This is a genomic window from Sinorhizobium medicae, from assembly GCF_007827695.1.
In the GTDB taxonomy this organism is placed as follows: domain Bacteria; phylum Pseudomonadota; class Alphaproteobacteria; order Rhizobiales; family Rhizobiaceae; genus Sinorhizobium; species Sinorhizobium medicae.
Window position 1 is genome coordinate 38437 of the sequence record NZ_VITA01000001.1, and the last position, 19450, is coordinate 57886.

At 61.6% G+C, this 19450-nt stretch carries 20 protein-coding genes; 2 read left to right on the top strand and 18 right to left on the bottom strand.

The annotated features are described in order from the left end of the window. Window positions 1-6: 6 nt before the first annotated feature. The 5 genes from FB009_RS00195 to FB009_RS00215 all read right to left on the bottom strand — a co-directional run bounded on the left by FB009_RS00195 (window position 7) and on the right by FB009_RS00215 (window position 5998). Window positions 7-477 carry an NUDIX domain-containing protein gene (locus FB009_RS00195; RefSeq protein ID WP_018012070.1) on the bottom strand — a complete coding sequence of 157 codons (471 nt, stop codon included), beginning with the start codon at window positions 475-477 and terminating at the stop codon, window positions 7-9. A gap of 124 nt (window positions 478-601) precedes the next feature. Next, window positions 602-1372 (bottom strand): slipin family protein, encoded by a 771-nt coding sequence (locus tag FB009_RS00200; protein ID WP_018012071.1) that lies wholly within the window; start codon window positions 1370-1372, stop codon window positions 602-604. Between the two features lie 82 nt (window positions 1373-1454). Then, a complete protein-coding gene (locus tag FB009_RS00205) occupies window positions 1455-2813 on the bottom strand; it encodes an NfeD family protein (RefSeq protein ID WP_018012072.1) in 1359 nt (452 codons plus the stop codon). Window positions 2814-3020: 207 nt separating this feature from the next. After that, a complete protein-coding gene (locus FB009_RS00210; RefSeq protein ID WP_018012073.1) occupies window positions 3021-4478 on the bottom strand; it encodes an FAD/NAD(P)-binding protein in 1458 nt (485 codons plus the stop codon). Between the two features lie 119 nt (window positions 4479-4597). Beyond that, window positions 4598-5998 (bottom strand): FAD/NAD(P)-binding protein, encoded by a 1401-nt coding sequence (locus tag FB009_RS00215; RefSeq protein WP_018012074.1) that lies wholly within the window; start codon window positions 5996-5998, stop codon window positions 4598-4600. Between the two features lie 556 nt (window positions 5999-6554). Between FB009_RS00215 and FB009_RS00220 the strand changes: the two genes are divergently transcribed. Then, complete coding sequence (locus FB009_RS00220) at window positions 6555-7742, top strand: SfnB family sulfur acquisition oxidoreductase (RefSeq protein ID WP_024312171.1); 1188 nt, start codon at window positions 6555-6557, stop codon at window positions 7740-7742. Between the two features lie 54 nt (window positions 7743-7796). Here FB009_RS00220 and FB009_RS00225 read toward each other — a convergent pair whose 3' ends face one another. The 4 genes from FB009_RS00225 to FB009_RS00240 all read right to left on the bottom strand — a co-directional run bounded on the left by FB009_RS00225 (window position 7797) and on the right by FB009_RS00240 (window position 11567). Next, window positions 7797-8261, bottom strand: coding sequence for an RrF2 family transcriptional regulator (locus tag FB009_RS00225; RefSeq protein ID WP_033043239.1), 465 nt, complete (start codon window positions 8259-8261; stop codon window positions 7797-7799). A 314-nt stretch (window positions 8262-8575) separates the two neighbouring features. Next, entirely contained in the window at window positions 8576-10009 is a 1434-nt protein-coding gene (gene der / locus FB009_RS00230; RefSeq protein ID WP_101795424.1) for a ribosome biogenesis GTPase Der, read from the bottom strand. A 167-nt stretch (window positions 10010-10176) separates the two neighbouring features. Next, the gene (locus FB009_RS00235; RefSeq protein WP_028053395.1) at window positions 10177-10845 is read right to left on the bottom strand and encodes a tetratricopeptide repeat protein; all 669 of its coding nucleotides are present in this window, start codon (window positions 10843-10845) and stop codon (window positions 10177-10179) included. A gap of 134 nt (window positions 10846-10979) precedes the next feature. Beyond that, the gene (locus FB009_RS00240) at window positions 10980-11567 is read right to left on the bottom strand and encodes an NnrU family protein (RefSeq protein WP_028053394.1); all 588 of its coding nucleotides are present in this window, start codon (window positions 11565-11567) and stop codon (window positions 10980-10982) included. A gap of 170 nt (window positions 11568-11737) precedes the next feature. Here FB009_RS00240 and FB009_RS00245 point away from each other — a divergent pair, with 170 nt between their 5' ends. Further along, a complete protein-coding gene (locus FB009_RS00245) occupies window positions 11738-12736 on the top strand; it encodes a polysaccharide deacetylase family protein (RefSeq protein WP_012061444.1) in 999 nt (332 codons plus the stop codon). A 9-nt stretch (window positions 12737-12745) separates the two neighbouring features. On the opposite strand, the gene bacA is transcribed toward FB009_RS00245, so the two are convergent. The 9 genes from bacA to FB009_RS00295 all read right to left on the bottom strand — a co-directional run bounded on the left by bacA (window position 12746) and on the right by FB009_RS00295 (window position 19445). After that, window positions 12746-14008 carry a bacteroid development protein BacA gene (gene bacA / locus FB009_RS00250; RefSeq protein ID WP_101795422.1) on the bottom strand — a complete coding sequence of 421 codons (1263 nt, stop codon included), beginning with the start codon at window positions 14006-14008 and terminating at the stop codon, window positions 12746-12748. Window positions 14009-14161: 153 nt separating this feature from the next. Then, window positions 14162-15397, bottom strand: a complete 1236-nt coding sequence (locus FB009_RS00255; RefSeq protein WP_186447656.1) for an MFS transporter — start codon at window positions 15395-15397, stop codon at window positions 14162-14164. 98 nt (window positions 15398-15495) lie between these two features. Further along, window positions 15496-16245: a type I methionyl aminopeptidase gene (map, locus tag FB009_RS00265; RefSeq protein ID WP_012061441.1), complete on the bottom strand. Its 750-nt coding sequence runs from the start codon at window positions 16243-16245 to the stop codon at window positions 15496-15498. A 72-nt stretch (window positions 16246-16317) separates the two neighbouring features. After that, a complete protein-coding gene (locus FB009_RS00270; protein ID WP_012061440.1) occupies window positions 16318-17361 on the bottom strand; it encodes an LLM class flavin-dependent oxidoreductase in 1044 nt (347 codons plus the stop codon). A 107-nt stretch (window positions 17362-17468) separates the two neighbouring features. Next, entirely contained in the window at window positions 17469-17906 is a 438-nt protein-coding gene (locus FB009_RS00275; RefSeq protein WP_026183607.1) for a DUF1801 domain-containing protein, read from the bottom strand. A 33-nt stretch (window positions 17907-17939) separates the two neighbouring features. Next, on the bottom strand, window positions 17940-18398 hold the full coding sequence (locus FB009_RS00280) for a DUF1801 domain-containing protein (protein ID WP_012061438.1): 459 nt from the start codon (window positions 18396-18398) through the stop codon (window positions 17940-17942). Window positions 18399-18411: 13 nt separating this feature from the next. Further along, complete coding sequence (locus FB009_RS00285) at window positions 18412-18630, bottom strand: hypothetical protein (RefSeq protein ID WP_012061437.1); 219 nt, start codon at window positions 18628-18630, stop codon at window positions 18412-18414. A 63-nt stretch (window positions 18631-18693) separates the two neighbouring features. Further along, entirely contained in the window at window positions 18694-19125 is a 432-nt protein-coding gene (locus tag FB009_RS00290; protein ID WP_012061436.1) for an SRPBCC family protein, read from the bottom strand. Beyond that, a complete protein-coding gene (locus FB009_RS00295) occupies window positions 19122-19445 on the bottom strand; it encodes an ArsR/SmtB family transcription factor (protein ID WP_012061435.1) in 324 nt (107 codons plus the stop codon). Before FB009_RS00295 ends, FB009_RS00290 begins: the two co-directional genes overlap by 4 nt. Between the last annotated feature and the right edge of the window lie 5 nt (window positions 19446-19450).

Here is a 19450-nt window from a genome sequence, read left to right on the forward strand (position 1 = left end):
TGCGTGTCAGGGCGCCCGGCGGCTTCGCAACGCCTCCAGACGATCGATGAATGGCCGCTGCGAGGCGTTTATCCTTCTGCGCGCCTCTGCAGGCGTGAACCATGCAGCGCGGTCGACTTCGGGGAAGGAGTGCATTTGCCCGCTTCGCGGCGGCCACTCTGCCTCGAACACGTTGCTGCGCAGGCTGTCTACGTCGAATTCACTCTCATGCGCGTAAGCCGTAACGAGCTTGCCACTCTTCTGGCGCTCTTCACCAAGGAACTCCAGAGGACCGCCGATTGCGATCCCGGTCTCCTCGAGGAATTCCCGCCGCGCGGCCGCCTCGGGTTCTTCGGCGGCATCATACTCGCCTTTCGGGATCGACCAGGCGCCGACATCCCTGTTGCTCCAGAAGGGTCCCCCTGGGTGGACGAGCAGAACCAGGAGGTTGCCCGCCTCATATCTGTAGAGCAGAATACCCGCGCTTCTCTTCGGCATTTGTGACCTGTCGCTTACAATTCCCACATCCGGAGGGAAAACCGCTGCACACTTTTCCTGCAAGCGCTTTTTAAATCACGCCCTTCCGGGCGGAAAACCGCTGCACACTTTTCCTGGAAGCGCTTTAGGAGGAACCCTCCTTCTTTGTCGCCAGCATGTCGGCGATCTCCATCGGGAACGGGAAGATGATCGTCGAGTTCTTTTCGGCAGCGATGACATTCAAGGTGCTGAGATAGCGCAATTGCATGGCCTGAGGTTTCCGGGCCAGTATCTCGGCCGCTTCCAGCAGTTTTGCGGCCGCCTGCTGTTCGCCCTCCGCGTTGATGACCTTGGCGCGTCTTTCGCGCTCGGCCTCGGCCTGCCGGGCGATCGCACGGATCATCGATTCGTTGATGTCCACATGTTTGATCTCGACCGTCGCGACCTTGATGCCCCATGCGTCGGTCTGCACGTCCAGGATCTTCTGAATGTCCTCGTTCAACCGGTCACGTTCCGCCAGCATCTCGTCCAGATCGTGCTTGCCCAGCACTGACCTGAGCGTCGTCTGCGCAAGCTGGCTTGTCGCCGTCATGAAATCCTCGACTTGAATCGTCGACTTCTCCGCGTCTATGACCCGGAAATAGATCACCGCGCTGACCCGCACCGAAACATTGTCGCGCGAGATGACATCCTGGCTCGGCACGTCGAGAACGCGGGTCCTGAGGTCGACGCGTACCATCTGCTGTACATAGGGCAGGATCAGGATGAGCCCCGGCCCCTTGACGCCCGTGAAGCGGCCGAGCGTGAAGATGACGCCGCGCTCATATTCCCTGAGTATCCTGATCGCATAGGCGACGATGATCAACAGGAACAGGAGCGCGGCGGCGAAGGGCGCAAGATTTCCAAGCCAGGTCATGTGCGATCTCCTTGCATCCGAGGTCGAATAAGACGTTTACGCGGTATGCGGGCGGAAAACCGCGAAGTTTTGCTCATCCGACTCAAGTTGGCTTGCGCGCCACCTCCAGCGTCAAACCCTGACGGCCGACGACCATGACGTCCTCTCCCGGACCGAGCGGTTCATTGCTGACTGCGCTCCACCGCTCGCCGTGGGCAATCACGTAGCCGCCCGCTCCCTCCCAGCTGTCGACCTTTCCGGAGATGCCGATCATCTCCTCCGCTCCGGTGAGGATCTTGTGTCGGCTCGAGAGAAGAGCGAGACGGGCGACCAGCAGGCCGAAAGCCAGGCTTGCGAACCCGATGCCGCTCAGAACCGGCCAGGACACCTGCAGTCCCGGTACGTCCGTGTCGAAAAGAATTGCGGCACCGAGCACCAGCGCGACGGCGCTGCCAAGGCCGAGAACGCCGAAAGACGGCGCATGCGCTTCCGCGACCAGCAGCCCGGCTCCGAGCAGGATGAGGGCAACGCCGGCATAGCTCACAGGCAGCACCGCCAGGGCGTAGAGACCGAGCAGGAGACTTATGCCGCCAATGGTCCCGGGCACAACGGTGCCGGGTGAGAGAAACTCGAAGATGAGCCCATAGATGCCGACCATCATCAGAAGGAGAGCGACATTGGGATTGGTGATCACCGATAAGAGCTGCGTGCGCCAATCGGGCGGCAAGTCCTCGATGAAGAGCCCTGCAGTATCGAGCCGGACGTCGGATTGACCGATGCGAACGGAGCGACCGTGTGCCTGCTTGAGGAGGTCATTGAGGTTGATCGCGGTGAAGTCGATGACCTGTTCGCGCGCGGCTGCGGCCGAGGAAAGGCTGGCAGCCTCGCGCACGGCGCGCTCCGCCCAGTCGATATTGCGACCGCGCAACTCCGCAAGGCCGCGGATATAAGCGATTGCATCGTTGATAAGTTTCGCCTCGCCGGCATCGGCCGGCTTGCGGGGTTCCTGCTTGTCCGGTTCGCCCGGCGTTTCCTCACCGTCCCGCTCGTCATCGCCAAAAAGTCCACCGCCGATGGCGATCGGCGTGGCGGCGCCCAGATTGGTTCCGGGCGCCATGGCCGCGATGTGGCTCGCATAAAGAATATAGGTGCCGGCGCTTGCCGCCCGCGCTCCGCTGGGCGCGACGAAACTCGCGACCGGCACGGGTGAATCGAGGATGGCGCGTATGATTTCGCGCATCGACGTATCCAGTCCGCCGGGCGTATCCATCTGCAGGACCACCAGCGCGACACCGCGGTCCCTGGCCCGCCGCAGGCCGCGCGTTACATATTCCGCCGTGGCCGGACTGATGGCGCCGTTTACGTGCAGGACGATTGCTTTCCGCTCGGCTGCCGGAGCCGGCGAGACAGGAAGCATGAAGGCCGACAGGAGGCTAAACAACAGGAAGAGGATGCGAGCCATTCGCCGTACCTCGTGGCTTCTCATCTGAAGCAGAGGCGAAAGCCGCAGACCACTTAGCCAGCTCTACCTCTCGTCGAAAAATCGACGCATCCCAATATAAGGCAGAACGGCAAAAAACGTAAGCGATGGCCCGCCAAAGCTGCCGCAGAAGTTGTAGCGGCTTTGCCAGGGAGCCTCGTCGCGCAGGAGCTCCGCGCCTGGGGGCACCTATGTTGCGGCTTCCTCGCGCCTGGAGCGAACGCTTTCTGCTCGGCGCGCCTGCGCCAGCGCCGCAATTTGCGCCGCCACGAAAATGGCGTGGTCGTTGACCTGCGGCAGGCCCATGAGTTCGCCAAAGGTGCCGCGGGCGAGAGGACCGGCGACGAAGAGATCGTCCACTTCCCCGCCCTCGCCGTCGAGCGCCCTGCTGGCTTCGCTGCAGGCGAGCCCCAGTCCGACCGTGTCGGGGCGCAGATAACCGGCGGCTCCGAGCGACTCCAGCCAGGGCTGACTTTGCAGGATCGACCGGTGGGCCGGACCCGTGGTGATCACGACGGCGTCGAATTCCCACTCTTCCGTTCCTCCAGCCCGCCGGCCCCGGAAAGTGACCGCGACATTCTCGCCAGCGCGCGCCAAATGGGCGATAGAACCGGCGCGGACGCGGATATCGCCATCCTTTAGACCTGTGCTCACGATCGCATCGATTTGCGGCGCCACGCGAAAACGGTGCACATCCCAGAAAGGCCGCGCGTGCCGGACAAGCCGGCGCCGCTCGTCTACCGGCAAATTGCGCCATATCTCACCGCCCTGTGCCCTGAGCGCATCGAGAACCGCATGCCATGTGAAGCCTTCCGCCTCCGCATCTGATATCGTCCGGCGCACCTGAGCAAGGAGCTCCGCTGCTGATCTCCAAGGCTGCGCGACGAAGTCGCCAAAGGGGTCCTGCGCCCTGTCGGCATGTCCGCGCGAGCGTAGGCCCCGCCGGGAAAAGGCGGTGATCGGCCCCTTATGCCCGCGCGTGCGCAGCGTAGCGATCACGTCGGCCGAGGTCAGACCCGTACCGATGATCAGTACGCGGTCATCCGTCCGGATTTTGTCGAGCGCGCCCGGCTCGGTCGAATCCGGCACGTAGCGAGGGTGACCGGTCAGTACAGCGCCGATGCCTGCGGGCGCCTCCGGAGCCGGATGCGTCGTCGCCACCACCAGCGCGTCGGCGCGGTTTAGCGTGCCGCCCTCGCCGCGGACCGCCCAGGCTGCTCCCTCACGCTCTACGGCGATCACCCTTTCCCGGTGATGCACGATGCGCCCGCTCCGGACGAATGGTACGACCGCCTCGGCAACGTAGCGCCCGAAAAGCTGCCGGCGAGGATAGAGATGTCCATCACCGGCAAGCACCTCGGGATCGTCGCGCAGCTCACTCTGAAGTGCGAGCCAGCGTGCGAAGTCGTCGGGGTCATCCGGATCGATGCTCATACGCGCAGCCGGGACATTGACGCGATGCGCGGGCTCCGCGGTATCATAGGCAAGGCCGCATCCCAGCCGCACGCGCGGCTCGAAGACGGCAATCTGCCAACCGCCCATGGCGCGATCGCGCGCAAGGTGCATCGCAACCATGGCTCCGGTGAAGCCACCGCCGATGATCGCGACGGTAGGGCGGGGGGCGTTCTGGCCGAAGGAATCCATCATATCGAAGACCTGCTGCGCAGCGGCGATCGTGTCGTCGTTGACCTCTGAATTCTCCTGCCCGCCGTTTCAAGGCGAACCCGCAATAAAAGGTGGGAACGAACAGTTGGCCCGTGTCTCGTCTATCCAGCTTTCAGCGCCATGCGCTTTCCTGTCGCTATCAGCCGTGATGCCGCATAGGTCTGCGTGACGATTTCCGGTACGAGGTCGATGTCGGGAAGACTTCCCAATCCCAACGGACCGATGGCGAAGAGGTTCGGCGTGTGTCCGCTCGAGCTCAAGACTTCGCCCGTCGGGGCGACAGCAATGCCGAGCTCGAGTTCGTCTGGTTGGGCAAGCCCGCCCGCAAAAAGGCTCCGAAGCAACGGCGTTCCGAGGTCCGGAGCTGAACAGCGACATTCGATCACCTGATCAGCCCTCAGCAGTTCCTCGGTATCCTGGCCGGCCCATCGCACGAGGATACCTTCGGGCAGGCGTCGACCCGCCCGACCGCGGCGAAGCACGGTCCGACCCTCGCCAAGTTCCTGCTGCAGCCGCGCGTGAACGGCCGCTGGCAGGCGGTTCCTGTGGCTGTCGTAAATTGCACGCAGGTGACGGTTGAACTGCCGCTTCTCCTGTGCGGAGAGCGATTGCCAGAGAGAGCGAGCGCGGCGGCGGAGGCCGTTCATCGCAGATTGCCATCCCTGCCCGTTCGCTTCGGCCTCGGCGCAGGCCTGACGCACGAAGCGCACGATACGGCCCAGGCCTTGCGGCAGCGGATCGATGGGAAAGCTCGGCGATGCCGCGCGCTGCGTGTGCGCCTGCGGCAGGAAACCGTGCCGTGAAATGAGCGTGACCTTTCCCGCATAGCCGTTGTCGCGCATCTGGAACAACTGGTCGACCACACGTATCCCGCTACCGAGCAGCACCGCGTGGCGTGGATCGACGAGGCGCCGAGTGCGCACAAGCGGCCGCTCCTCCTCGGAAACCTCGAGGTCCCGCGGGCGCATGCCGAAGCCCGTAGCGAGGATGACAATGTCGCTCTCGTCGTTGCCACCGTGCCGCACAAGGCTGAAGCGACCACTTGCGAGCTTTCGCAGGCCTGTGACCGGCTCGTGTGAGAACCTCACCGTGATGTCGGAGCGCCGGGCAAGCGCCTCGGAGAAGCGCTGGTGCACGTAATCGCTGAAGATGCCTTTCGGCACGAAAATCTGCCGGAAGCCGGGAATGGCCGCCGGAACCGCCGTTCGGAACTCATCATTGGCGCAAAGCCAATCGTTGAAATCATCCGGCTGGCCGGCCGCGACCGAAAGATCGCGGACGCGGCTGTTGAGTATCTCGCAGCGCTGAGCGGCGGAAAATACCTGGCCCCCGCTGATCGATGGATGCGGATCATACATGGTGAGGTGGAAAGATACCCGCATCGATTTCATCAACGCGATCGCCATCATGATGCCCGAAAAACCGCGGCCGACGATCGCGATTTCCGGCTTCGACAAGGCGGCCATTGCTGACCTGCCGGCAAACAATCCACGAACGGTCATGTGAGCTCCTTTCGCGAGCTGGCTGTCGCTCCGTGACCGGGGCAACTCTTGAGCAGGGCTTCGAGACACACAGAAAGCTATGTCGAATTTGCCGGGTCGTATGCCACTCGCCGCTCGGGACCATTCGGAACGACGCGCCAGCTATAGCCCATCGCCTCCTTCCCGCATCGGGCGAGATACTTCCGCTTCTCCGGCCGCATGCAACAGCCTTTCGGCTAACGGTCATCCTGTTTGCGGAATAATCTACAAGTTTGGTATTCTATTGCAAAGTTCGCCGACGGCAAGCGCTTTTGTGGGAGCCGCCTGGAACAGGTTATAGCCACTGCGGCTAAGGCCCTGATATTCCACCCTGTTTCGTGGGTACGGGCGTTGCGTCCAGCCGGCATAAAGCCATGAAATCGACCTGCCTCTGGGGCTGGAAGAAATCTGCGCCTGCTCCATACTAAGAGGACTGCAACACGGCAGAGCGCGAATCCATGGAACCCGTGAACGCGAACAGGCAATCCGCCGCAGCCTCGAAGTGAGCGAACCGCCAATGGTCCTTGGAGGGACAAAGATGGGCAGCATCTCGCAATTCGCCGGAAAGACCAGACCTGCGCCCCGCCACATAGAGAGCGAGGAAGAGGCTCTGACGGTAGCAAAAGACTTGGCATTCCGATTTGCCGAGCGCGCCAGCGAGCGCGATCTTGAACGCATCCTCCCCCATGACGAACTCGACCAGCTGGCACAGTCAGGACTGCTGGCGATCAGCATTCCCTCGGAATACGAGGGAATCGACGTCTCTAACGTCGTCCTGGCCGAGGTGACGGCGATCCTGTCCGAGGCCGACAGCTCCATCGGCCAGATCCCGCAAGGCCATTTTCATGCCCTGGAAGCACTGCGCCAGTATGCCACAGAAGAGCAAAAGCAATTCTTCTTCGGGCGTGCCCGGGCCGGCGACCGCTTCAGCAGCGCAATTTCGGAAAGCAGCGAAAAAACAATCGGTAGCTCGATAACCCGGATAATCGGGGACGGCGCCGGCTACCGCATCAACGGACGGAAAGAATATCTGACCGGCATCCTCTTCGCCGATTGGATCGCGATCTCGGCTCTGGACGCGACCGAGCTCATGACCCTATCCTTTGTCCCGCGCACAACGGAAGGCGTCCGGATCATCGATGATTGGGACGGCTTCGGTCAGCGCGTCAATGGCAGCGGCACGGCCATTCTCGAGAACATCCATGTGGATCGCAGCTCGGTCGTGCCGTATCACCGCGCTTTCGGGAGACAGACAACGATCGGTTCCGTCGGCCAGATCATCAATGCCGGCGTCGATCTCGGCATAGCGCGCGCCGCATTCCGCGAAACCCTCGAATACGTACGAAACGGCGCCGATTCATCGGAGGATGCTTTGGCGATCGCCAAGATCGGCGAAGTCGCAATACGCCTCGAGGCGGCCACCGCGCTCATCGAACATGCCGGACGTAAGGTCGATACTGCTCAGGTAGACCCGACAGAAGCGCACGCAGCCGAGGCGAGCATCACGGTCACCGCCGCCAAAGTTCTTGCCGCCGAGGCCGCACTGGAGGCATCCAACACACTTTTCGACCTCGCCGGCGCCGCCTCCACAAAGGTCTCCCACAATCTGGATCGCTATTGGCGCAATGCCCGCGCCCACACGTCACAGGACCCGCTCCGCCGGAAGCATCACCTCGTGGGCAACTATCACCTTAACGGCGTCCGACCGCGCGACGGCTCATTGTGAGGCGTTTTTGGGTCGGCGATCCCATCTCTCACAGACTGCATGGTCTCGCAGCCGTCAGCCAGCTTCGCTGCGGAGCGGAGCCAGGACAACATCGGCTGCATCTTTCTCGCTCGCCGCAAATTGCGCGAGCGTCATGTTGTCGAGAATGTTTGCAACAGCATCGCGCACCACGATCATCGAACGGCGCACGTGACAGTTCTCGGGATCCGAACAGTCGTCGCACATTTCATAGGCCGTGCGGCTCGCGCAGCGGATCGGCGCCAGCGGACCGTCGAGCGTGCGGATCACCTGACCGACGCGGATCTCGGATGCGGGCCGCGCCAGAGCATAGCCGCCGCCAGGGCCTTTCTTCGAGCGAAGAAAGCCAGCGTTTCTCAGTTCGAGCATAATCGTGTCGAGAAATTTCTTCGGCAAATTGTTGCGAAGAGCGATTTCCGTGATGAATGCCGTTTCGCCCGGTTGAAGCTGGGCAAGGTCGACCATCGCCTTCAGCCCGTACTTCCCTTTTTTTGTCAGCATAAGAACACCGCTTTCGAGAAGGATCGCGGCAAACGAGACGTGCACGCGATCTGCGTCCCTGTGCCCCGGACACATCAATGTCGTGCATATTGCGATTCTCGCAAGGCCACGCGCCGTTTCCCCGCCTGCCAAGCCAATCCTGCCACGGCTCGATTACGTTCGGCATCGTGGCTTCAGTTATAGATCAAGCCCAAAGTGGCGGCAAGGAAATCAACCGACTTCCTACATAGATTTACTTTTATTAGCGCCGATATCGCATCAAAAATAGCCGCGGCTCGAAACGAACTGTGAGTTCTTCCGGTGCTGGAAACCGTTCAGCGTTTCTTGCGCGCTTTCGACTCGTAGGGATTCTCCGATGCGCGGAAATGGATCCGGATCGGCACGCCCGCCAGATCGAAGTCGTTTCGCAGCCCATTGATGAGATAGCGTGTGTAGGAGTCCGGGACCGCTTCCGGGCGCGTGCACGAAATCATGAAACCGGGTGGTCGGGCCTTCACCTGCGTCATGTATTTGAGCTTGAGGCGGCGGCCCGAAACCGCCGGTGGCGGATGCTGCACCTGCTGCGATTCCAGCCATCGATTGAGACGCGCCGTAGAGATGCGCCGGTTCCAGACCTTATCCGTTTCGATGATCGCCTGCATGAGCCGATCGAGACCGTAGCCGGTGTGGCCGGAGATCGGCACTGCGCGGATACCCCGCGCCTGCGGCAACAGCCGCTCAGTCTTTTCGCGCAGGTCGGCAAGCAGCTCCTGCCAGTTTTCCACGAGATCCCATTTGTTGAAGGCGAGCACCGCCGCGCGCCCCTCGCGGATCACCAGGTCGACGATCTGGAGATCCTGCTTCTCGAAGGGGATGGTGGCGTCGAAGACAATGACGACGGTCTCGGCGAAGCGGATGGCACGCAGCGCATCCGCGACCGAGAGCTTTTCAAGCTTCTCCTGGACCTTCGCCTTTCGGCGCATTCCGGCCGTGTCGAACATTTTTATCGTGCGGCCGCGCCAATCCCATTCGACGGAGATGGAATCGCGGGTAATGCCGGCTTCGGGGCCCGTCAGCAGTCGGTCTTCGCCGAGAAATCGATTGATCAGCGTCGACTTTCCAGCGTTCGGTCGTCCGACGATCGCCACGCGGAGCGGCTTGGTCTCGTCATAGACCGGCTCGATTTCTTCTTCGCCGGGGCCCTCACTGCCAATGTCGGCGCGGATATCGACATTCGTCTCGGCCACGTCCTCCGCCGGCGGAAACGCCCTCTCCTCCCCGAGAGCAGCGACTATGGCATCGCGCAGGTCGAGCATCCCCTGGCCGTGTTCGGCCGAAATTGGGCAGGGTTCGCCAAGGCCGAGCGTGAAGGCGTCGTAGAAGCCGCCCTCCGAGCCACGCGCCTCGGACTTGTTGGCGACGACGACGACGGGCTTGCCACGGCGGCGTAACATCTCGCCGAGCGTCTTGTCGGCGGGTGTCAGACCGGCCTTGGCATCGACGACGAAGAGCGACAGATCCGCCTCGTCAATGGCTGCCTCGGTCTGCGCCCACATCCGGCCCTGAAGGCTGTCGGGCGAGGATTGCTCGAGACCGGCGGTATCGATGATGCGGAACTTCAGGTCGACGAGCTTGGCGTCTCCCGGACGCCGGTCGCGCGTAACCCCCGGCGTGTCATCGACAAGCGCCAGCTTCTTGCCAACCAGGCGGTTGAACAAGGTGGATTTGCCGACATTGGGGCGCCCGATAATGGCGACTGTAAAGCTCATCTCGAAATCCGTATTAAAGCGCCTCGCGTTCGATACAACTCACGGGCCTCGCCTTAAGTTTCTATTTTATGGTCATCCCAAAACCGCTGCGCCCTTTTGGACGACATGCAGTTCATTCCATGCAAGTCGTTATCCAAAAACCGCTGCGCACTTTTGGGCGACATGCATCAGGCTTTACCGCTCGAGGCGATGACGTCCAGCAGCATCTGCGCCCGGTTCATGACCCCGCGCGGGCTTTCGGTATCGTCGACGATCTGCTGAAACCAGCTCTTTGCCTTGGCATAGTCGCCGGCCCTGTAGGCTGAAAGACCGAGCGCCTCACGCGCGGAATGACGCATGGCGTTCTGCGGGACGGCCAGTTGCTCGACCTCCGAGGAGACCTGCTCGTAAGTTCCCGCATCGATAAGGAGGTAAGCGGCACGAAGCCGCGCCGCGTCGCGAAGCGCCGTTGGGATACGCGTATCCCTGCCGATCCCCGAGAATGCCTTGACCGCAGCGTCCGTTTCACCTTTTTGCGCCTGCAACGTCGCCAAGCGCAGTTGCGCCAGAACCGGATAGGATCCGTAACCTTCCTTCTCCAGCCCGGTCAACGCGGCGAGTGCCTCGTCCGACTTGTTCTCCCGTGCAAGATTTAGCGCGGCAAGAAAGGTGTCGCCCGATTGTGACGAGGACGACTCCTGCCAATAGTCGTATCCCACCTTGCCGACGGTGCCGAGCACGATCAGCACGGCAATTCCGATGATGATGCTGCCGAAGCGCGTCCAGACCGCCTTCATCTGGTCCGAGCGGAGTTCGTCGTTGACCTCGCGGATAAAGCTGTCGTCCTGGTTTACCATGTCCCGTCCCGGCCGCCCGGCCCTGATCTAAAAGAAGTTGGCGCGTTCTACCCGATTTTGCGCCGCTTGTAAGGGGGAGAACGAATCTAATACGCTGAAGCGGGTGCGGGCGGGCAAGCCGCGTACATCCCGCTCTAACCGATGACGACCGGCGGAACGCCGATCACGAGCTCATGCAGCTTCCAGACAAAGAGCACATATGCGGCGAGACCTGTGAGGACCGCCAGAACATCGTTACGCCCGGATTTGAAGACCGGAAGCACCTTCTCGCCCGCGCGCTCGCGTCTTTTCAGCGAGATGCGCAGGATCACCGCCCATGCAAGAAAGGACCCGAAGAGCAGCACCGAGGACGTCTCGCCATTGGCAAGCAGGTGCGCGAGCGCCCAGATCTTGATCGAGAGGACCTGCGGATGCTTGAGCGCCACGGCGATGCGGCCCGCCGGCAGAAAGCCTGCAGCAAGCACGATGAAGGCGATGAGCATCAGGAGAAGGGCGATATGGCGCAGAAACTCCGGCGGATTGTATAGCATCCCGGTTTCGCCACGCGCCTGACCGAAACCGTAGATGATCAGACAGACACCGACGAGGCTGACGATCGTATAGAGCCCCATCCATGTGCCCTTGCCGCGGCTTTCGATGATGCCGGCCCGAAAGCCGGGCGCAACCACGCGGATGAGGTGCATGCCGAGAAATATGATGATGCCCAGAAGGAGTATGGCCATGAGTCACCGCTTGTTCGAGATGTCGGACCGCTGAAGTGCCGTATGACGGCGTCTGTTTCGGCGATCCAGCTAGCTATGCAGTATCTGCGATAGCGCCTTTTTTCCACCCAATCAAAGGAATGCCGCAATTTCGGACGAACTGCGACGAAACCAATCGTCACAGTTGAAACATGATTCGTATTTCTTTGGCTTTATCCGTTGCTCTTTTTCCCGCTCTCGCCCTCGCCGATCCGCCGTCGGCTCGCCAGTTGCCAAAGCAGCTCGTCGTCATCTCGTTCGATGGCGCGCACGACAATGCGCTTTGGCAGAAAAGCCTCACAATGGGCAAGCGCACGGGCGCGCGTTTCACCTATTTCCTCTCCTGCACCTTCCTGATGACGAGAGCTGACGGAAAGCAGACCTATCGCGCGCCGGGTCAGAAGCCGGGCCGCTCAAACGTCGGGTTCGCGCAAAGCCGTGAAGACATCGCGATGCGCGCCGGCCATGTCTGGCAGGCGCATCTCGCTGGCCACGAGATCGGGAGCCATGCCTGCGGCCATTTCGACGGAAAGGACTGGAGCAAGGCGGACTGGGCAAGCGAGTTTTCCGCGTTCCGCGCAGCGCTGGCGAACGCCTGGAAGAGGGCCGGCAAACCGGAAGCCGAGCCGGAGGGCTGGGCCGATTTCGCGCAAGGCGGCATCAAGGGTTTTCGCGCCCCCTACCTGTCTCTCAGCGACGGCCTCGTGCCTGCACTGAAGACATTCGGTTTCAGCTATGATGCGAGCCTCGTCACCAAGGGGCCCGGCTGGCCCAGCTTCGCAGACGGACTTATACGTTTCGGGCTGCCGCTCATCCCGGAAGGCCCTTCCCACCGCCCGGTCATCGGGATGGACTACAACCTCTTCGTCCGTCATTCGATGGGAGTCGAGAACAGCAGAGACAGCGCCCGCTTCGAGGAACGAACGCTTGCCGCGTTTCGCAATGCCTTTCGCAAAGAATACGAAGGCGAGCGCATACCCCTCCAGCTTGGCTTCCACTTCGTCGAGATGAACGGCGGCGCCTATTGGCGAGCCCTCGACGGCTTTCTGTCGGAAACCTGCAGCAAGCCTGACGTCGCCTGCGTCAGCTACGCCGAGGCCCTGCCGCTGATCGAGAATGCGAGAAAGAAGGCGGATCGCTCCGCCTTCTGATGCCTGCCGTTACAAGGCCAACTCTTCTTTACCGCCAGCGTCGATGAACTGGCGGTCGATTTCCGGCAGCGGTTCGTCGTCCAACACCGATTCAAAGGCTTTGAGACGTTTGTAGATCGAAAGAAGCTCGACGATCGTGGTCCAGGAATTGACGAGATACTGGAACGACGTGCGCACCTGCTCGAAGACGTTCAGGACCTGGTTCATGACGCCAAGCGTCAGCTTTCCCGCCACGATCGCCGGCACCAGAACGAAGGTACCAAACAGGTTGTCTGCCTGAAGGTAGAAGATGCGGGCGATGTTGAAGTACATGTAATGGAAATACAGGCGGAAATAGTTACGCCTGACGTTATCGAACAGCTGCCCGAGTGTCACCGGATCCGCGCGGTCCTCGTGATCCTCACCATAGACCAGTTCCTTCCGATAAGCCGCCTCGACCCGCTGATTGCGAAATTCCAGTCCCGGGAGCTTGATACCGACTGCAGCCAGAAAAACCGTGCCGAAAACGGACCAGAATACGGCCGCCCAGACGAGGGCGTGCGGTATTTCGCCGACGATCGGCAGAACGTTTACCTGCTCGGAAAACTTGAAGAGCACCGGCAAAAACGCGATCAGCGTCATGATCGAACTGACGAGACCGACACCCAGCCTTTCCACCGTGCTGGAAAAACGCATCGTGTCTTCCTGCACACGCTGCGATGCACCTTCGACGTGGCGCAGCCTCGGCCAGTGGGTGACGTAGTATTCGTTCATCGCCGTACGCCAGCGAAAAATGTAGTGACTGACGAAAAAGAGATTGAGAACGCCGACCGTCACCGCCACGAAAGCGATGCCGGCGAAGCCGAGCATCCCCGAATAGAGCTGACCTGCCGTCACGGGCGCTGTGCGCGCAAGCGCCTGCTGGATCAGATCATAGAACGGGCCGTACCACGCATTGATGGCGACGCTGACCTGAACCGAGAAATAGGTGTTGAATATGATGAGCGCCGTGCCGAGGACTGACCAGTATTGCCACCGATGCGGACTGTAGGCGAACCAGAACGCAGAAAACAGGGCGACGACCACAGCGTAATAGACGTAAAACCAGAGAAAGGGTGTCGACCAGAAGACGGACACCCCGATGATCGGTTCCTGTCCAGGCGGGAGCGGCGGCAAGCCGAGGTAAGCGCCGATATCCCTTCCTCCGCCATACCATGCAAGGACGGCAAGAAGGCTCCAGACGGCGGATGATATGAAAAACAGTTTCGGCTTCGGAAAAAAGGACTGGAACAAGGGACGGCACTCTCGGTTCTGGGGAGGACAAGGACTTGCCTCCTGATGCGCCGAAACTAGGGCAATTCACCTTGCGCAACAATTACGGAATGCGAATGTTACTGTTATTTCATGCGGCTGCCGACATCACCTGCCAGCCGTGATGCGTGCCTGTCATTGCGCCAGAGCGGCATTTATCCTGCGCAGTTCGGCGAGAACGACGATTCCACAGATCAACAGAACGACAGCTGCGACCAAGGTCGGCAAAGCGTAGCTTCCGGTCCGGTCCGCAAGCCATCCCGCGACGAGCGGCCCGACGATCTGGCCGAGTCCGAAGGCGGCTGTCATGAAGGCGAGCGCGCGGCGCGGGCTTTCGGGGGCGAGCTGCCGGCCCATCTGCAGGCCGTAGGCCGTGATCATCATGAAGGTAGCACCGAGCATCAGCCCGCCGACAAGCGGCGCGTAGGGCGAAGGGAGGGAAACCGTCAGCACGAGACCGGCCGCCTCGACCAGCAGGCCGGCCGCATAGACACCGGCGAGCCCGAAATGCGGAACGGCGAAACGCCAGAGATAAATCGAAAGCGCCGCGCTGATACCGGTGATCAGCCAGGCGAGGAACTCGACGCTGTGGCCACCGCTTGCATCCCGGGCCATGGCGACGAGAAAGGTCGCCGTGATCACGTAGCCGAAACCGAAAAAGCCATAGGTGAGCGTCACGGCTATGAGAGGCCGCCTCGCGACAAGGCGCGCCTCCGGTCGGCCGCCGCTTTTGGCATGGCGGCTCGCTGGCAGCAGCGCGGCCACCGCGACAGCGCCCACCAACGCGACAAGTCCGCCCGCGAACCAGTCGGCTTGCGACGCAGAAATACCCGCGGCGCCTGCGAGGGGCGCGACCCAGACCACGATCGATGAGAGTGCGATGCCGAAACCGACGCCGCCGAAATGCACTGAAGGCACGTGTTCGGATCGTGCGGCGAGCCCCTGCCCCAGCACTATTCCCGAGATGAAGATCATCGCAAAGGCGCTCGCCAGGCCTGCCAGAAAGCGGATGATGCAAAAGGCGATAACGGACGATGTAAGCCCCATCGCGGCGAGCAGCAGGGTGGTCGAGACCAGAGCCGCAAGGCCGAGCCCGCGTTCGCGGCCGTGCGCCCAACCATAGCCGGCGAGCACCGCGCCCGCGAGATAGCCAATGAAATTCGCGGCGGCGATCAGCCCGGCATCCCCCGGAGAAATCCCGGTGTCGGCCATCATCGCCGGCAGGATAGGGGTGTAGGAGAACCGGCCGAAGCCCATGGCGACCGCCATGGCTATCGCGCCGGCGATCGCGGTGGCCGCCAGACCGCTCGGCATTGTCGAGTGCCTCGACCCTGATCCGCTGCGGTCCTGCCGATTCTGGAGAGTGCTCATGTCCATTTATTGCATCGCAGCAAGAGCGCGGCAAATCATCAAAATTCAACGATCCATCAATGGAATCGAACGGCCAAGCCGCTTACCCGGTATTTTCCCTAACCTGGCAGCGTCACAACCAATGGCCCGCTGCGGGTGACGACGACCGTATGCTCGTATTGCACGGTCGGCGCGCGCGGTTCGCTATAGAGCGTCCAATCGTCGTCTCCGCCTTCCGCCCACTGCGCCCCCATCGACAGGAAGGGCTCGACAGTGAAGACCATGCCCTCGGCCATCCGCCGCCGCTCAGACGGGTCGGGCCAGGTTGCGATTTCGCTCGGCTCCTCATGCAGCGACCGGCCGATACCGTGGCTGGCCAGATTGGCGACCAGAGAGTAACGGTTCTTGCGCGCAAAGGCACCGATCGAATTGCCGATCGCGGCCAGCGGCTGGCCCGGCTTGACCTGCTTCAACCCCACCCACATAGCGCGCTTCCCGTCACGGCAAAGACGATCGATGGCCGCAGTGACCGGCGGCACGGGAAAGGATGCGCCCGTATCGGCAAAGAGGCCGCCCTTCTCGGCCGAAACGTCGATGTTGACGAGATCGCCTGCCTGGATCACGCGGCTACCGGGTATGCCGTGCGCGATCTCCTCATTGACGCTGATGCAGGTCGCCCCTGGAAAGGCATAGCAAAGCTCAGGTGCGGAGCGAGCGCCCGCCTCCTCCATAACCTTGCGGCCGATCGCGTCGAGCTCGGCCGTGGTGATCCCCGGCTCCAGCGCCTCGCCCATCGTCTGGAGCGCATTGGCGCAAATCCGGCCGATTTCCTTCAGCCTTTCCAGGTCGTCGTCGTTGTTGAGGGTCATGATGTCTCGCTTTCGCGGCACATTTAGCGTGCGGGAGCCGGATATTCCAGTACCGGAGCGGCCGTGTACAACTCAAGAGCTGTGCTGCTCGGCCAGCATTTCGCGGACCAGCGGCGCGACCTTTGTGCCGTAGAGTTCGATGCCGCGCAAAATCCGGTCATGCGGCATCGGGCCAATCGCCATCTGCAGCAGAAAGCGATCGATGTCGAAGAGCTTCTGATGCGCGACGATTTTCCTTGCGACTGTCTCGGGGTCCCCGAGGAAGAGATTGCCGGTCGGGCTGATGGCCCGATCGAAATGGGTGCGGTTGGTTGGACCCCAGCCGCGTTCGCGCCCGATGCGGTTCATCACTTCGGCCTGCGGGCCGTAAAACTGATCTGCAGCCTCCTGCGTGGTGTCGGCGATGAAACCATGGACGTTGATGCTGCTCTTCAGCTTCGACGGGTCCTGCCCCGACCTGCGCGCAGCCTCACGGTAGAGCTGGAAGAGCGGGGCGAAGCGTTCCGGTTCGCCTCCGATGATCGCAAGCGCCATGGGCAGGCCGAGCGCACCGGCACGCGCGACCGACTGCGGCGTTCCGCCGACCGCAATCCACAGCGGCAGCGGGTCCTGCAGTGGGCGCGGATAAACGCCGCGGTCGTCGATCGGCGCTCTGAGGGCGCCAGACCAGGTGACCCTTTCATTGTCGCGCAACGCCAGGAGGAGATCCAGTTTTTCGGCGAAAAGCTGGTCGTAGTCGTCGAGCGACTGGCCGAAGAGCGGGAATGATTCGATGAAGGAGCCGCGCCCTGCCATGATCTCGGCGCGCCCGTTCGAAAGCACGTCGAGCGTGGCAAATTGCTGGAAGACGCGCACGGGCTCGTCGGAGCTCAGCACAGTGACCGCACTCGTCAGCCGTATACGGCTGGTGCGGGCGGCGGCGGCGGCGAGGATCACCGCCGGTGCGGACGCCGCATAGTCGGGCCGGTGATGCTCGCCGAGGCCGAAAACGTCGAGCCCGACCTGATCGGCAAGCTCGATTTCCTCCAGAAGATTCGTGAGGCGACGGCGCGCCTCCGCTCCCTTGTCGGCTGCATTCGGGTCAACGTCGGCGAATGTATAGAGTCCGAGTTCCATAGCTGCTTTCCTGCGAGTCTAGCTCTGCCTTAGAGATAATCGGCGCAGGATTGGGTCGCAAATGCGCATTTGGGAAACGCACTGTTTCGAGCCGACGTCCATCGGAGTCAGGTGCTCTTCGGTTTCTTTTGCGAACGAGCGCTCGTGCGTGCCGACATGTTCAGCGCCACGGCGGCACGCACAAGCGCGATGAACGCCTCTTCATCGATCTCCTCGCCCTCGTGAAAATCGATGGCACGCCGCGTATTGCCCTCGAGGCTGGAATTGAAAAGACCCGAAGGGTCGTCCAACGAGGCGCCCTTGGCGAAAGTGGTCTTCACCGCATTCTTGTAGACCTCGCCGGTGCAGATTATTCCCGCATGCGACCACACGGGAACGCCTCTCCACTTCACTTCCTCGATCACTTCCGGGTCGGCCCGCCGGATGAGTTTCCGAATTCGGGCGAGCGTCTCGCCCCGCCAGTCGCTGAACTCACTGATCCGCGCATCGATCAGTTGAGAGGGAGAAACGTCTCCTTCGTTCGGGCCGCTCATCGTATTCTCCATGTTGGCCGTGGCCTTCTTCATGGTTGTTACCCCTCACATCCGCTCGCCGGGCAATCGGCTTGCTTGCCTGACCCAGGCGGAGAATTGCCCTTCATCGAGTTGACCCTCATGGATATCGAGGTAGCGTACTTCCGGGTATTTTGACTTGCCGGGCGGGACAGGATTGAGCGATGCGCCGCGAAAGAAAGTCACTTTGACGTATTTCGTGAAACAGTGAAAGCTGAGGAACCAGACGTCGTTCTCCATGCCGTAAAAGGGCGAGTTCCATTTGATGGCCTTACATACGTTGGGAACGGCGTCCACGATGAGCGCATCGAGGCGACGTCCAAGGTCTTTTTTCCAATCGGGCATGGCTGCGATATAGGCCTTTACGGGGGCGTCGCCATAGCCCTTTGCTATCTGAGGATTGCCGCCGGAAAGAAGGACCGGCTTTCCGTCGGAAGAATCCCTCTTTGCGGCCCTCTCGGTTTTGCCGGGTGTCTTGCTGGCCATTGTCTCCACCTCATCAGGCTGTGGGCCGTCCGCCGCGCCACTTTGCGGAATAAGGCAACGCAAACATGTAGAGCCCTGTGAACAGCAAGAGGAAGAGCGGAAGCAGTGGAGAATAGACCACCCAGACGGGAGGTTCTCCCAGTGCCATGGCACTGAAGTTGGCCATGACCGTTACCGTGAAGACGATGGACAACCAGCGGTGGATTTGACGTATCCAGGCGCTCCGATTCATTTGTACGATCTCCCCTTAAGATAGAGCAAGCAGGGCATGAAGCGGCCCCAATGGTGCTGCTGGTCAATTCATCCCCGCCAGCACGCGCTCCAGATTTTCGAAGAACTGCTGCCAGCCAGCCTTGGCGCCTCCAAATGCCTGCCGCTGATCAGGCCGAAAGCCAACCTGCTCCATGCGCAACTGGGTCCCTGAACGCGTTGGGACGAGCGTGAATGTCACCACGCTCTTCAAGTCATAGGCCGGATCCTCATGGGCGAAATTCCAAGCGTAGGACAGTTTCTTGTTCGGCTCCACGACGAGAACTTCGCAGTCCAATACCCCACCCCACTCGCCGCGCAGATTGAAACGGTGCCCCACGACGGCACTGAAATCGTTCTTCATCAGCCACTCCTCCATCAGGTGCGGTTGGGTGAGCGCGCGCCAGATCTTCTCCGGCGGATGCGCGATCTCCCGCTCGACGACTACGGAGCGTGTTTCGGTCGAGGTTTCGTTCATTGGTCCATCCTTTTCAGTAGATCTTCGAGATCGTCGAAGCGGCTCTGCCAGAATCCGGCCATCTCACGCGTCCAGTCGACCAGGGGAGCGAGCGCGCCGAGCTGCGCGCTGTAATATGTGTGGCGGCCTTCGTGGCGGTCGCGCACGAGCCCTGCCTGCTTCAGCAGCCCCAGATGCTTGGAGACGACCGGCTGCGAGACGCCCGCTTTGTCCGTGAGAGCTCCAACCGTCCTTTCCCCTTCGCGACACAGCCGCTCGAAAAGAGCCCGCCGAGTGGGATCGGAAAGCGTTCTGAAGAGCATGTCGTACGCGTCGGACATCAGGA

Excerpts from the sequence above, each read along its gene's own strand:
- FB009_RS00195 (WP_018012070.1), bottom strand. The coding sequence starts at position 477 with ATGCCGAAGAGAAGCGCGGGTATTCTGCTCTACAGATATGAGGCGGGC.
- FB009_RS00200 (WP_018012071.1), bottom strand. The coding sequence starts at position 1,372 with ATGACCTGGCTTGGAAATCTTGCGCCCTTCGCCGCCGCGCTCCTGTTC.
- FB009_RS00205 (WP_018012072.1), bottom strand. The coding sequence starts at position 2,813 with ATGGCTCGCATCCTCTTCCTGTTGTTTAGCCTCCTGTCGGCCTTCATG.
- FB009_RS00210 (WP_018012073.1), bottom strand. The coding sequence starts at position 4,478 with ATGATGGATTCCTTCGGCCAGAACGCCCCCCGCCCTACCGTCGCGATC.
- FB009_RS00215 (WP_018012074.1), bottom strand. The coding sequence starts at position 5,998 with ATGACCGTTCGTGGATTGTTTGCCGGCAGGTCAGCAATGGCCGCCTTG.
- FB009_RS00220 (WP_024312171.1), top strand. The coding sequence starts at position 6,555 with ATGGGCAGCATCTCGCAATTCGCCGGAAAGACCAGACCTGCGCCCCGC.
- FB009_RS00225 (WP_033043239.1), bottom strand. The coding sequence starts at position 8,261 with ATGCTGACAAAAAAAGGGAAGTACGGGCTGAAGGCGATGGTCGACCTT.
- der (WP_101795424.1), bottom strand. The coding sequence starts at position 10,009 with ATGAGCTTTACAGTCGCCATTATCGGGCGCCCCAATGTCGGCAAATCC.
- FB009_RS00235 (WP_028053395.1), bottom strand. The coding sequence starts at position 10,845 with ATGGTAAACCAGGACGACAGCTTTATCCGCGAGGTCAACGACGAACTC.
- FB009_RS00240 (WP_028053394.1), bottom strand. The coding sequence starts at position 11,567 with ATGGCCATACTCCTTCTGGGCATCATCATATTTCTCGGCATGCACCTC.
- FB009_RS00245 (WP_012061444.1), top strand. The coding sequence starts at position 11,738 with ATGATTCGTATTTCTTTGGCTTTATCCGTTGCTCTTTTTCCCGCTCTC.
- FB009_RS00255 (WP_186447656.1), bottom strand. The coding sequence starts at position 15,397 with ATGAGCACTCTCCAGAATCGGCAGGACCGCAGCGGATCAGGGTCGAGG.
- map (WP_012061441.1), bottom strand. The coding sequence starts at position 16,245 with ATGACCCTCAACAACGACGACGACCTGGAAAGGCTGAAGGAAATCGGC.
- FB009_RS00270 (WP_012061440.1), bottom strand. The coding sequence starts at position 17,361 with ATGGAACTCGGACTCTATACATTCGCCGACGTTGACCCGAATGCAGCC.
- FB009_RS00275 (WP_026183607.1), bottom strand. The coding sequence starts at position 17,906 with ATGGAGAATACGATGAGCGGCCCGAACGAAGGAGACGTTTCTCCCTCT.
- FB009_RS00280 (WP_012061438.1), bottom strand. The coding sequence starts at position 18,398 with ATGGCCAGCAAGACACCCGGCAAAACCGAGAGGGCCGCAAAGAGGGAT.
- FB009_RS00285 (WP_012061437.1), bottom strand. The coding sequence starts at position 18,630 with ATGAATCGGAGCGCCTGGATACGTCAAATCCACCGCTGGTTGTCCATC.
- FB009_RS00290 (WP_012061436.1), bottom strand. The coding sequence starts at position 19,125 with ATGAACGAAACCTCGACCGAAACACGCTCCGTAGTCGTCGAGCGGGAG.
- FB009_RS00295 (WP_012061435.1), bottom strand. The coding sequence starts at position 19,445 with ATGTCCGACGCGTACGACATGCTCTTCAGAACGCTTTCCGATCCCACT.